Raw genomic sequence first — 12,363 nt, 5'->3', positions numbered from 1 at the left:
GTCCTATCGCAATTTTAATACATCCAACAACCGGTTCATGTCTTCGGGCAAAGGCGCTTCGAACTCCAGATATTGTCCGGTCCGCGGATGCTTGAAGCCGAGTACGGCCGCATGAAGCGCCTGACCGTCCATCACAACCCCCTTGCTCTTGGAAGGGCCGTAGGCCGGGTCGCCGACCAGAGGATGGCCGATAAACTTCATATGCACGCGGATCTGATGCGTTCTTCCGGTTTCCAGCTTAAGCTCGAGCAGCGTATAATCCCCGAAGCGCTCCAGCACAAGAAAATGGGTGACGGCATGCTTGCTGTTGCGTTCGGTCACCGTATACAGCTTGCGATCTCTCGGATCTCTGCCGATCGGCGCGTCAATCGTGCCATTATCATGGGGCACGTTGCCGTGGACCAGGGCGATGTACTTGCGGTTGACGCTATGCTCCTTCAATTGGGCAGCCAGTCCGCTGTGAGCCAGATCGTTTTTGGCCGCCATCAGCAAGCCTGATGTATCCTTGTCGATCCGGTGGACAATGCCTGGACGCATCACCCCGTTAATGCCGGACAAATCCTTGCAATGATAAAGCAGTCCATTGACCAGCGTTCCGCTGTAATGCCCGACAGCCGGATGCACGACAAGCCCCCGCGGTTTGTTGACCACGATCAGGTCCGAATCCTCATAGACGACGTTCAGCGCAATAGGCTCCGCGGCGACTTCCAGCTCCTTCGGCTCGGGAATAACGAGCGAAACCTCTTCTCCCGCGTTCAGCTTGTAGTTCGGCTTCACCGTCCGTCCATCGACCGTGGCGTTGCCGTCCTTGATCCACTGCTGCACTTGCGTGCGCGAAGCTTCCTCCCCCAGCGCCTCTGTCAGAAACTTGTCGATCCGCTCGCCGGACTCCGGCTCGTCGATCGTCCATTCCTGCCGCTGCTCCCAATCTGCCGATTCTTGCTCGGACTTTGCATGATACTCTAATTCGCTCACGGCTGCACATCCCCGCTTTCCCGGCTCGAAGCTTGTGCGCTTTCCTTGACCTCGCGGCGCCAGCTGATCAGCGCATCCAGGAAAATCAAGGCTACGCCGATAACGATCGCCGAGTCGGCCACGTTGAAGATCGGGAACGTGTAATAAACGGGCGGATTGAGGAAATTGAATTCAAAATTGAATTGCAGAAAATCCACGACTTCCCCAAACAAAGCCCGGTCGATAAAATTGCCCAAGGCGCCGCCAAGCAGCAGTCCGAGCGCGACGGGCAGAAGCCTTTTGCCCTCGTCTACCGTCTTCTTCAAATACCAGATAATCCCGATCACAACCACCGTCGTAACCACGATGAAAAACCAGCGCTGGTTCTGAAGAATGCCGAAGGCCGCTCCCCGGTTCCGATGCGAGGTGATTTGGAAAAACTCTCCGATAACCGAATGCGTTTCATTCAGCATCAGGCGTGTGGCAATGATCCATTTGGTCACTTGATCCAGCACCAGCACGACCAATGAGATGATGCCATATTTCATAAATTTCATGGTAACCGCCCCTTATCGCCTATCGCGTACCTACAAGGATTTACCTAGCTAAAACTGTATCCGTCCGCTTAAACTACATCTATGCCATGACTTCAAGGAGGAGACGAACATGACCCCGGTTCCATCCCGTTCCGACCATTTGACGGAAGCGCAGATGAATGAACTGAGCCGGCAGCTTCGGGAAGAAGGCCGCTGGCTTGAGGCGCATCTGGAGAGCAACGAGCATGACGGGCTTGAAGATTCCTTGCGCGAGCAAACCGGCGAGCTGTCCGCTTACGACAACCATCCCGCCGACCTCGGCAGCGAAATGTTCGAGCGCGGCAAGGACATCGCCTTGCTGGAAAACGCCGAGCGCCACCTTGCCGACATTAACGAAGCCCTCTCCCGCATGGAGAACGGACAATATGGCAGCTGCCGCGCATGCGGGCAGCCTATCCCTTATGAACGGCTGCAGGCGCTGCCGACCGCAGCCTATTGCGTGGAGCATGTGCCGGATCCGAATGAATCCGAACGCCGTCCGGTTGAGGAGCAAGTACTGACTCCCCCATTTGGCCGCACAAGCCTTGACGAGAGAACCGAGCAGAACAGGTTTGACGGCGAAGATGCGTGGCAGATCGTCGAAAGCTGGGGCACCTCCAATACGCCTGCGCTCGCCGAAAATCCGAATGTCTCCTACAATTACAATCAGATGGAGATCGAAGCCGACGAGCATGAGGGCTATGTCGAGGCCTTCGAAAGCTTCGTTGCCACGGATTTGTACGGACGTCATGTATCCGTCGTGCGTAACGATGCTTACCGGGATTATATGCAAGCCGGCGAAGGCGACGGGCTGCTGGAGCCCGAAGCGACGTTTGAGGACGAGTACGAGTAAATGGCGCCTCGAATCGCTGTCACCTGGCACCGGTTGTCCTGCATTCCATTCAAGGGCCTGTCAGGCCCTTGAATCATTGTTCTATGAACGCGAGCGAACAGCTCGGGAACAGCATAAACCAGCTTCCGCGGCCCCCCACATCTCATGCCATATATCCCGCTCTCAGCCGCTGCTTGCCTGCTTCGTTCACCGGCAGCCTGTTACACCTGAACGCCAGCTTTCAGCACATCCGAGCAGCGTTTGCAAAGCGTAGGATGCTCCTCCTGCAGTCCAACCTCAGGCGTTACGATCCAGCAACGCTCGCATTTCTCGCCGTCGGCGACCGCGATGCGGACGCTCAGCTCCTTGAAGCGGGTCGCTTCCTCGGGAGCTGCTTCGTCAGCCTCATGGACCACAACATCGGACACGATAAACAGCAGATCCAGACGGTCGAAGCCCGACAGCAGCTCAGCGGCCGCTTTATTCGGATACAGATGCACAGCGGCGCTCAGCGAATTCCCGATCAGCTTGCTTTTGCGCGCCTCTTCCAGCGCTTTCAACACATCGTCGCGCAGGGTGTTAAATCTCTCCCATTTCTCCTCCAATTCCTTATCGAACAAGGAAGCGTCCACCTCAGGCAAATAAGCCAGCTGTACGCTCGGCAGCTCGACGCCAGGAATATACTTCCATACCTCGTCGGCCGTATGCGGCAAAATCGGAGCGATCAGCTTAGTTATTGCCGTAAGCGTGTCATACAATACGGTTTGCGCGGCTTTGCGTCCGGCATCATCCGCGGCGCTCGCATACAGACGGTCCTTCAGGATATCCAGATAGAACGCGCTGAGTTCGACGGCGCAGAAATGATGAATCGCCTGATACACCACATGGAATTCATAATTGTCGTAAGCCCGGATAACCTTATCCGTCATCCGGTGAAGCCGGATCAGCGCGAACCGGTCAAGCTCGGCGAGCTGCGACACTTCCACCCGGTCGTCGGATGGGTGGAAATCCGACAGATTGCCGAGCAGGAAGCGCAGCGTATTGCGGATTTTCCGGTACCCCTCGGAAGTTTGAGTCAAAATATTGTCCGAGATGCGCTGATCGGCCTGGAAGTCCGTCGACGACACCCAGAGCCGCAAAATGTCGGCGCCAAGCTTGTCGCATACCTGATTAGGATCGATCGTATTGCCAAGCGACTTGGACATCTTCCGGCCTTCGCCGTCGAGAGTAAAGCCATGGCTGAGAATACCGTTATACGGAGACTGTCCCTTGACCGCCACGCCCGTAATCAAGGACGAGTTGTACCAGCCGCGGTATTGGTCCGAGCCTTCCAGATACAGATCGGCCGGCCATTGCAGCTCTTGTCGCGTCTCCAGCACGGCGACATGGCTGGAGCCCGAGTCGAACCAGACGTCCATGATGTCGGTTTCTTTACGGAAATGATCGTGGCCGCAGGACGGGCATGCGGTTCCGGCCGGCAGCAGCTCCTTCTCGTCGCGCAGGAACCAGGCATTGGAGCCTTCCGCTTCGAAGATGCCGGCCACATGCTCGATCGTCGCCTCGTTGACAAGCGGCTCGTTGCAGCTGCGGCAGTAGAAGATCGGAATCGGCACGCCCCACGCGCGCTGGCGGGAGATGCACCAGTCGCCGCGCTCGGCGATCATGTTGTGCAGTCGGATCTCCCCCCACTCCGGCGTCCAGTCGATCCGTTTGATTTCGTCCAGCATCTCCTGGCGGAACTTGTCGATCGATGCGAACCACTGCTCGGTCGCCCGGTAGATGACAGGCTTTTTCGTCCGCCAGTCATGCGGGTACTGATGCTGTATCGAAGCTGCGTGGAGCAGATGGCCGCTTTCCTGCAGCATGTCTGTGATGAGCTTATTGGCTTTCTCATAGAACATGCCCTCGAAGCCCGGCGCTTCCGCCGTAAAATGTCCCTGATCGTCTACCGGACATAACACGCCGATATTGTAGCGCTGGCCGATTGTAAAGTCGTCTTCCCCATGTCCGGGCGCGGTGTGTACGCAGCCCGAACCGGCTTCCAGGGTGACATGCTCTCCCACCATAACCAGCGAGGTGCGGTCATACAGCGGGTGCTTGCACAGCACATGCTCCAGCTCGCTGCCTTTATAAGCGGCCAGTACGGTTACATCGCTCCAGCCGATCTCTTTGGAGGCGGCTTCCAGGAGCCCTTGCGCAAGCACAAATTTGCGGCCCGACGCTTCTACCAGCACATAATCGAAGTCCGGGTGCAAGCTGATGCCGAGGTTCGCCGGCAGCGTCCACGGCGTGGTCGTCCAGATGACGATGGACGCATCCTCCGGCAGCTTGCCCTTCCCGTCCTGCACTTGGAACGCGACGTAGATCGATGTCGACGTCTTATCCTTGTATTCAATCTCCGCTTCCGCCAGCGCGCTCTCCGAGGAAGGAGACCAGTAGACCGGCTTCAGTCCTTTGTAAATATACCCTTTGTTCACCATAGCGCCAAATACGCGAATCTGCTGCGCTTCGTACTCAGGCTGAAGCGTAATGTACGGATTATTCCAATCTCCCCGGATGCCGAGTCTGCGGAACTGCTTCTTCTGCTTCTCGACCCACTCCAGCGCGTAAGCCTTGCAATAATCGCGGAACTCCGGCACGCTCATCTTCTTGCGGTCGACTTTGCCTCCATTGGCGATCGCCTGCTCGATCGGCAGACCATGCGTATCCCAACCCGGCACGTACGGCGCGTCATAGCCCTGCATCGTTTTGAAGCGCACGATGATGTCCTTCAAAATTTTGTTCAGCGCATGACCGATATGAATATCTCCGTTCGCGTACGGGGGACCGTCATGCAGAATAAACTTAGGTTTTCCCTGACGGCTCTCCTGGACAAGACGGTATATATCCGCTTCGTCCCACTGCTGCTGCAGCTTAGGCTCTGCCTGCGGCAAGTTTCCGCGCATCGGGAATTCCGTTTGCAGCAGGTTTAACGTTTTTCCATAATCCATATTGGACATTTCTCTTCCTCACTCCTTACTCGATTCAACAGAAAAAGACCTCGCATCCCAAAGGGACGAGAAGTCTCGCGGTACCACCCTAATTAAGACTTCCTCATGCTCTCGCCATAAGGCTGTACGCATATGGAGACGAAGTCTTCGCTTGGCGATCGATAACGGGATCAGCCGATGCTCTCTACACCCATGAACGGGTTCAAGAGACGCTCCTGGGTGATATTCCTTGGCTGCCGAAGTCCGGGCTCCCACCACTCCCCGGTTCGCTTGCATCGGCGTAAGACCAAGTACTCGTCCCAGTCATCGCTTTCCTTTATTTGAAGAAGTAACTTATACAGGAGTATATCCAAAAAAACAAATGCCGTCAACCGGACCTCTAAGGCTGTTCGATCTCGGTACGCTCCAGCGAGTTCCAGTCTTCCTTGCTGAGCAGCTCCAGCTGAGCCTCGATAAGCGTGCGGAAACGGGTGCGGTAGATGGAAGCCTGCTTCTTCAGCTCCTCGATCTCCACGGCAATCTTGCGGGACTTCGATAGCGACTCGTTAATGATCCGGTCCGCGTTTTTCTCCGCTTCTTTCAAAATCAGCTGCGCTTCCTTCTTGGAGTTCTGCTTTAATTCGTCAGCCGCCTCCTGAGCCACGATGATCGTCTTGCTCAAGGTTTCCTCGATGTTGGCAAAGTGATCCAGCCGCTCTTGAATCGTTACGAGCTGATTTTGCAGCTCCTTGTTCTCGCGGATCAACGCTTCGTAGTCCTTGATCACCTGATCCAGAAACTCGTTGACCTGATCCTCATCATACCCGCGGAACGAACGACTGAACTCTTTATTATGTATATCGAGCGGTGTTAAAGCCATTGCTGCACCTCCTGCAAATTTGACAAGCGTTAGGCCCGGACTATCGGCAGCCATGCGTACTGTCATATTCGACAGCTGCTGGCATTTTCCTGCACGCGCATACAAAAAAGTCACCTAAGCAGCCAAATAACCCCACACCTGGTGGGGCCGCTAGCTTCATAGGGCAGCTTGGCCGAATCATGCAGCCTCCGCTTTTAATCCTTCGGCCGCCGAGGCCTCAGGCATCTTCATCGGCAGCTAAACGTATTTGCCGACCCGAATCCGATGTCTTCCTTTTTTGCTCAGCCCCTCCACCTCCAGGAGCGTAAATCTCCCGAAGCCCTTCATGGAGACGACATCCCCTTCTTTCAGCGGCTTGCTCGGATCTTCCTCCTGCTTCCAGTTCACCTTGCAGCGCCCCGCCTTGATCGGCATAAGAATCTTGGCCCGGCTGAGGCGGTATACATCGCTTGCGATGCCGTCCAGTCTCAGCGATGCCACGGAAAGCTGTAGCTCCTCGAGCCGGGATTGCGAAGGCTGGAGCTGGTCGGCAGGGAGAATCTCCGTGCGTACATGAACCCGGTGCACCTGATTCAGCTGTATCGAGATATATTCGGCGTTCTCCGCAGCGACGACGATATGGCAGCCATCCGCCCTGGGATAAATATCCCCGATTTTGTCCCGCTTAAGCCCAAGTCCCAGTATCGCTCCCATGTAGTCGCCATGATCGAGCTCAGCGAGACTGTCATCCGGAGAACTGATCGAGATGACGCGAATCCCGGCATCCTCGCCCTCCAGCACCCGGTACTCCGGCGCGATGATCGCCCGTCGCCTCTCCGCGTCCGGATGCCCGCCTTCGAAGCGAACGTGAACGTCCAGGTTTGCGTTGGCCAGAGAAGTCAGGATGAAAGCTTGTCTCGGATCGAGAAAATCGGTCCGCTTCACGTCATGCTGCTCAGCCCGGGCGATCCATTCGGCCGCCTGATCGACGAACCGGTGCTCGTCCGGGTGAAAATGTACATAGATGTTATCGTGTGCCAGTTGAGTTCACCTGCAATTACGGGATAATATAGCCAAGCACAACCACGATACCCATGCCGATAAACCGAAGCGCAATCAGCGCTACGATCGGAGAAATATCAATCATACCGCCGATGGGCGGAATAAACCGGCGGAAAATGCCCAAGTAAGGCTCGCACAGCTTCCCCAGAATTTCGCCGATGAAGCTTTCCCGCGCGCTTGGCAGCCAGGAAAGCAGCACGTAGGCGATGAGCACGTATTGATAAATATCAATAAGCGTGAGAATGTAACCGTTAATGGAGCCCAAGCTGTTCACCTCGTCTTAAGTTTAAATGTTACTCTTCCGGTTGCGCATGCAGCAGCTCGGTGATAGAGCCGTGAATTTCCACCGTATCCGGCGTGCACAGGAAAATGTTCGGGCCGATCTTGGAGATCGAGCCGCCCAGCGCGTATACGGTTCCGCTCAGAAAGTCGACGATCCGTGTCGCCTGATCCGAGCGAACGCGGTGCAGGTTGACGACAACCGGACGGCGGTTGCGCAGATGATCGGCGATTTCCTGCGTTTCCTCATACGAACGAGGTTCATTCAGAATAACCCGGATATTTTTCTGAGAATGAATACTGACGATGTTTCCTTTGTTCTTACGTGGTTCCTGCACCGGGGTTTCAACATCTTCCTGCTGCTCGGCGAGCCGTTCGCGTTCGACTATTTCTTCTTCCTCCTGCAGACCGATCAGATTCATAAATTTGTTATAGACGCCCATCGTTGATCGCCTCCTTGATCATTCGTTCATGCCGCCTTCGGCATCGGCCATTCTTCCTACTCCTTACCCACCAGGACAGACCCGAGACGCAGCCAGGTAGCGCCTTCCTCTACAGCCACCTCGAAGTCCCCGGACATGCCCATCGACAGCTCACTGGCCTCGTAGCCGAGCGCGCCGCTCTCGTTCAGCCGATCCCGCCATTCCCTCAGCCCGCGGAAAACGGGTCTGGCCGCCTCTGGCTGCGCATCATAAGGAGCCATCGTCATCAACCCTTCGACGCGTATGCCCGGCATCCCGGCGATCTCCTTGGCGAACGGCAGCAGTTCGTCCGGCGCAAGCCCGTACTTCGTCTCTTCGCCCGAGACGTTCACCTGCACGAAGCAGGGAACCTGAATGCCCAGCGCGGCCGCCTTCTTGTCGATCTCCTTGGCCAGTGACAGCCTGTCCAGCGAGTGAATATAGGCGAACCGGCCAACGACCTCTTTTACCTTGTTCGTCTGCAGGTGGCCGATAAAATGCCAGACGCCCTGCGATCCGAGCGCAGCCCATTTGTCCGACGCGTCCTGCCAGCGATTCTCTCCGATATGCTCAAGTCCGGAGCGCAGCACCTCGCCGGTAGCTTCAAGCGACACGTACTTCGTAACCGCAATCGTGCGGACGCTGTGCGGATCTCTTCCCGAGCGGGCGCACGCCGCCTCGATTCGTGCCTGCACCTGTTGTATGCGTTGTTGCAATGAATGGTTCATGATAGCAATTTCCCCTTGTCTTCTGTAGGACAGCCTTCCAGGAACACGCAGCGGAGAGTGTCGGCAGCACAAGCTGCCGGCAATTATCCGTGCTCATGATCCCGAAGACCGATCCAGGCGGCCATCCGCCCTGTTTTTCCGCCTTCCTTGCGATGCGAGAAGAACAGGTCAGTGCGACAGCTCGTGCATAAACCACTTATTTCGATATGAGACGGCAAAATTCCTGCTTGGATCAAGATTTGTCGATTGATCTGCTGCAGATTCAGCATGTACTTCCCGTTCTGCCGCCTGACATAAAACGAATTCCCGTCCTCGTCGCGCCCGGCGCTACCCGCTTCGGCAAGCGCGCGGTCCATTCTCCGGACAACCGTCTCGTCCACCTCATAACAGCACGCCCCGATGGAGGGACCGACCGCCGCCCTGACATCGCGGGCTTTCGTGCCGTAGGCCGCGCTCATCGTCTCCAGCAGGGACCTCGCAATCTGCAGCGCCGTTCCTTTCCAGCCCGCATGGGCAAGCCCCACGGCATGCCGGATCGGGTCATAGAAGTATAGCGGCACGCAGTCGGCGAACAACGCATAAAGCATCACCCCGCGTTCATTGGTGACGAAGCCGTCCTTCGCCTGCAGCGCCGTCTCCCGCGAATCTCTGCCGGCGCCGGTCTCCCGCTTCGTAACCACCTGAATCTCCTTGCCATGCACCTGCTCGGCATAAATACCGCATTCGAACGGATGGCCGAGCGCCTCCGCCAGCCGCCTCCGGTTCTCTACGACATCCTCGTGAACGTCCTCCACATGAAGTCCACAATTCAAGCTGCCGAACGGCTCCCGGCTAACGCCGCCTCTGCGCGTTGTAAATCCGGCGGATAGCTCCGGATAGGCGCGTACCAGCGGCTCCAGCTCCAGCTGTTCGCAGCCGTTCTCGGCTTGCCTCAGCATAAATGGTTCCATGTCCCGCGCCCCCCTGTCATCTGTTACCACTCAGTATACACGATCCGCTTCAAAAGAACACGCGCTAACCTTAATTTCCGCGGTAGTAGTCGCGGTGATAGTCCAAGCCGCCTCCCATCTCCTCCGGCCGATATGCCCCCATGTCATCCAGCTCGACCAGCACGACATCCATGCCGATCTTGACAATATTCCGCCATGGAATCACGATATCCGCCCCATTGCCAAGCAGCCCGAAAAACCGGGGAGAGATCGGAACTACAATCGCCTCGATCCGCCCGTTTCTTAAGTCAAGCTCCAGATCGCTGATCTGGCCAAGCTTCTTGCCGTCCACGATATTGATGACGTCCTTCGTCTGAAAGTCCGTAATCTTCAAGCAGGCATCACCACCGAGCTTTAGTCGTTACTTCATATGTATGTGGCAGCCTGGCAAAACACGCCCGATATGGCCCTGAAATTAAAAAAAGACCTTTCACCGTCGCAATGCCGGCGGGTCAGGTCGGGATTTCTCTTCGTAAAGCGGTCAATTTTTCACATGCTTTTGCATTTGCGATATCGCCGACTTCTCCAGCCGGGACACTTGAGCCTGAGAGATGCCGATTTCGTCGGCTACTTCCATTTGCGTTTTTCCGTCAAAGAAGCGCATGGATAAGATCATCTTCTCGCGGTCGTTCAGCTTCCTCATCGCCTCGCGCAGCGCAATGCCTTCGATCCAGGATACGTCTTTGTTGCGGTCGTCGCTGATCTGATCCATCACATAGATCGGATCGCCGCCGTCGTGATAAATCGGCTCGAACAGCGAAACCGGGTCCTGGATCGCATCCAGCGCAAACACCACATCCTCCTTCGGCACGTTCAGCGCCTCCGATATTTCATAAATCGTCGGCTCCCGCGAATTTTGATTCGTCAGCTGATCCCGCACCTGCAGCGCCTTGTAGGCGATGTCGCGCAGCGAGCGCGATACCCGGATCGGGTTATTGTCGCGCAAATACCGGCGGATTTCGCCGATGATCATCGGCACCGCATAAGTGGAGAATTTGACGTTCTGGCTCAAATCGAAATTATCAATGGCTTTCATCAAGCCGATACAGCCAACCTGAAACAAATCGTCGACATACTCTCCCCTGTTGTTGAAGCGCTGGATCACGGACAGCACCAACCGGAGGTTGCCGTTCACTAATTTCTCTCTTGCAGATCGCTCATTCTTCGTCTGTAAAGCGACGAACAGTTCACGCATTTCCGCATTGGTCAAAACCGGTAGCTTTGCCGTATCGACGCCGCATATTTCGACTTTGTTTCGGGTCATTCGTGATTACCTCCCAAGGAGAAACATTAATGTACATTATCCCCGCGGGCGAATTTTTTATGCGTATTTTTCCAACTGGCCGGGGCGTCCCCGTGCCAGCCCTTCTCCTGTCTGGATTTCAAAGGCGGAGAACATTGACCTTCACGTAACGTTCATGTTTATAATCAACTTATTAAGCAATCCGCAAGAAAGGAGGTGGATGTCGATCCGTATCAAGGAATTGGCCGAGAGGCTACATATCTCCACCCGAACGATCCGCTTCTATGAGGAAAAAGGGCTGCTCAAGCCCGACAAGGACAGCGGCAATCAATACAGAAGGTTCTCCGACAATGAGCTGTGGCGGCTGCAAACCATCATCTCACTGAGGGAAATCGGGCTTTCCCTGCGCGAAATCAAGCAAGCGCTGGCCCATATCGAGGAAGGCAACGATGGGGAGCTGCGCCATTATCTGGAGCTGCAGCGCACAGCTACCTTCACCCAGTGGCTGGAGCTGAAACAGCTGATGGAGACGACCGATCGGATGATCGAGCTGCTGGACAAGCAGGGCACGCTTGCGCCCGAGGATGCGTATCCGCTGGCCGAAAGCTCCAAACGGCTCCGAATCATACGCAGCCGCAAGGAAAGCGCCTGGAACTTCGATCCCCGGGCGTCTTATTATGACGAGCTCGTGCGCAGCGGCGTCACTGCCTCCGGAGCCGAGGTCCCCTACGACGAGGCGCTGGAGCATATCGCGGGCCGGCTTGACCCCCAGCCGGGCGAAGTCGGGCTCGATATCGGCACGGGCACAGGCAATCTGGCAGGCAAGCTGCTCGCCCGCGGAGCCGTCATGTCCGCGATCGACAGCTCCAAGGAGATGCTGAAGCTGTGCAGGAACAAATTTCCCGGACTAGAAACACGGCACGGCAACTTCCTCGCTATTCCTTATCTGGACGCGCATTTCGATTTCGTTGCGACCAGCTTCGCCTATCATTACTTGACCGAGGAGCAGCGGCCGGTTGCCGTCAGCGAGATGCTCCGGGTACTGAAGCAGGGAGGCAGGCTGTGCATCTCGGATTTTATGTTCGACGATGCGGCGCACAAGCGGCAGTTCCTTGCCGGGCAACAGCGTGACAACGGTCTGGGGCGGGTGCTGCCGGAGGAGCTCGACAACTATGCCTATCTTTCCGAGCTCAGGCAAGAGCTGGAGGAAGCGGGCTGCAGCGTATCGCATGAAACCTACAGCCCGCTGCTGCGCGTCGTGTATGCCCGCAAACAGCGGGTATGAAGAAAGCGATCAAGTTCCATTGAAACTGCTCGCGGCGATCAGGCGGGCGAATAAGCTGGAAGCGAGGCGGCCGATACGAAGCGCAGCCCCTTGTTGGCGTCCGTCCGGCGGACAGCAACAAGGGGCT

13 protein-coding genes and 1 other annotated feature are annotated in these 12,363 nt (G+C 56.3%); of the genes, 2 read left to right on the top strand and 11 right to left on the bottom strand.

Annotated features, from left to right (window positions below):
• Positions 1-3: 3 nt before the first annotated feature.
• Positions 4-903 (bottom strand): RluA family pseudouridine synthase, encoded by a 900-nt coding sequence (locus BLR08_RS08445; protein WP_256257464.1) that lies wholly within the window; start codon positions 901-903, stop codon positions 4-6.
• A gap of 68 nt (positions 904-971) precedes the next feature.
• Entirely contained in the window at positions 972-1,502 is a 531-nt protein-coding gene (lspA, locus tag BLR08_RS08440; protein ID WP_072328890.1) for a signal peptidase II, read from the bottom strand.
• Between the two features lie 118 nt (positions 1,503-1,620).
• Between lspA and BLR08_RS08435 the strand changes: the two genes are divergently transcribed.
• Positions 1,621-2,382, top strand: a complete 762-nt coding sequence (locus tag BLR08_RS08435) for a TraR/DksA C4-type zinc finger protein (protein WP_072328737.1) — start codon at positions 1,621-1,623, stop codon at positions 2,380-2,382.
• A gap of 200 nt (positions 2,383-2,582) precedes the next feature.
• Here BLR08_RS08435 and ileS read toward each other — a convergent pair whose 3' ends face one another.
• The 9 genes from ileS to sigG all read right to left on the bottom strand — a co-directional run bounded on the left by ileS (position 2,583) and on the right by sigG (position 10,972).
• Positions 2,583-5,351, bottom strand: a complete 2,769-nt coding sequence (gene ileS / locus BLR08_RS08430) for an isoleucine--tRNA ligase (RefSeq protein WP_072328889.1) — start codon at positions 5,349-5,351, stop codon at positions 2,583-2,585.
• A gap of 58 nt (positions 5,352-5,409) precedes the next feature.
• Positions 5,410-5,667 (bottom strand) — a binding site (T-box leader).
• 63 nt (positions 5,668-5,730) lie between these two features.
• Positions 5,731-6,210 (bottom strand): DivIVA domain-containing protein, encoded by a 480-nt coding sequence (locus BLR08_RS08420; protein WP_072328735.1) that lies wholly within the window; start codon positions 6,208-6,210, stop codon positions 5,731-5,733.
• A 237-nt stretch (positions 6,211-6,447) separates the two neighbouring features.
• On the bottom strand, positions 6,448-7,230 hold the full coding sequence (locus BLR08_RS08415) for a YlmH family RNA-binding protein (RefSeq protein WP_072328734.1): 783 nt from the start codon (positions 7,228-7,230) through the stop codon (positions 6,448-6,450).
• A 16-nt stretch (positions 7,231-7,246) separates the two neighbouring features.
• Positions 7,247-7,507, bottom strand: coding sequence for a YggT family protein (locus BLR08_RS08410; RefSeq protein WP_176835469.1), 261 nt, complete (start codon positions 7,505-7,507; stop codon positions 7,247-7,249).
• Positions 7,508-7,544: 37 nt separating this feature from the next.
• Complete coding sequence (locus tag BLR08_RS08405) at positions 7,545-7,973, bottom strand: cell division protein SepF (RefSeq protein WP_072328732.1); 429 nt, start codon at positions 7,971-7,973, stop codon at positions 7,545-7,547.
• Positions 7,974-8,029: 56 nt separating this feature from the next.
• The gene (locus BLR08_RS08400) at positions 8,030-8,719 is read right to left on the bottom strand and encodes a YggS family pyridoxal phosphate-dependent enzyme (RefSeq protein ID WP_072328731.1); all 690 of its coding nucleotides are present in this window, start codon (positions 8,717-8,719) and stop codon (positions 8,030-8,032) included.
• Between the two features lie 83 nt (positions 8,720-8,802).
• Positions 8,803-9,669, bottom strand: a complete 867-nt coding sequence (gene pgeF, locus BLR08_RS08395; RefSeq protein ID WP_072328730.1) for a peptidoglycan editing factor PgeF — start codon at positions 9,667-9,669, stop codon at positions 8,803-8,805.
• Positions 9,670-9,739: 70 nt separating this feature from the next.
• Positions 9,740-10,042: a YlmC/YmxH family sporulation protein gene (locus BLR08_RS08390; protein ID WP_072328729.1), complete on the bottom strand. Its 303-nt coding sequence runs from the start codon at positions 10,040-10,042 to the stop codon at positions 9,740-9,742.
• A gap of 147 nt (positions 10,043-10,189) precedes the next feature.
• Positions 10,190-10,972 (bottom strand): RNA polymerase sporulation sigma factor SigG, encoded by a 783-nt coding sequence (gene sigG, locus BLR08_RS08385; RefSeq protein ID WP_072328728.1) that lies wholly within the window; start codon positions 10,970-10,972, stop codon positions 10,190-10,192.
• A gap of 199 nt (positions 10,973-11,171) precedes the next feature.
• On the opposite strand from sigG, the gene BLR08_RS08380 reads away from it, so the two are divergent.
• On the top strand, positions 11,172-12,236 hold the full coding sequence (locus BLR08_RS08380) for a MerR family transcriptional regulator (protein WP_072328727.1): 1,065 nt from the start codon (positions 11,172-11,174) through the stop codon (positions 12,234-12,236).
• The last annotated feature ends 127 nt before the right edge of the window (positions 12,237-12,363 follow it).

The organism is Paenibacillus sp. cl123 (assembly GCF_900101595.1).
Lineage (GTDB): Bacteria > Bacillota > Bacilli > Paenibacillales > NBRC-103111 > Paenibacillus_G.
The sequence above is the reverse complement of the archived record's forward strand: the minus strand, read 5'-3'. Positions and strand labels throughout refer to the sequence as shown.

Coding starts and splice junctions, on each gene's coding strand:
- BLR08_RS08400 (WP_072328731.1), bottom strand. CDS start 8,719: ATGAACCATTCATTGCAACAACGCATACAACAGGTGCAGGCACGAATC.
- BLR08_RS08380 (WP_072328727.1), top strand. CDS start 11,172: ATGTCGATCCGTATCAAGGAATTGGCCGAGAGGCTACATATCTCCACC.
- lspA (WP_072328890.1), bottom strand. CDS start 1,502: ATGAAATATGGCATCATCTCATTGGTCGTGCTGGTGCTGGATCAAGTG.
- BLR08_RS08435 (WP_072328737.1), top strand. CDS start 1,621: ATGACCCCGGTTCCATCCCGTTCCGACCATTTGACGGAAGCGCAGATG.
- sigG (WP_072328728.1), bottom strand. CDS start 10,972: ATGACCCGAAACAAAGTCGAAATATGCGGCGTCGATACGGCAAAGCTA.
- ileS (WP_072328889.1), bottom strand. CDS start 5,351: ATGGATTATGGAAAAACGTTAAACCTGCTGCAAACGGAATTCCCGATG.
- BLR08_RS08405 (WP_072328732.1), bottom strand. CDS start 7,973: ATGGGCGTCTATAACAAATTTATGAATCTGATCGGTCTGCAGGAGGAA.
- pgeF (WP_072328730.1), bottom strand. CDS start 9,669: ATGGAACCATTTATGCTGAGGCAAGCCGAGAACGGCTGCGAACAGCTG.
- BLR08_RS08420 (WP_072328735.1), bottom strand. CDS start 6,210: ATGGCTTTAACACCGCTCGATATACATAATAAAGAGTTCAGTCGTTCG.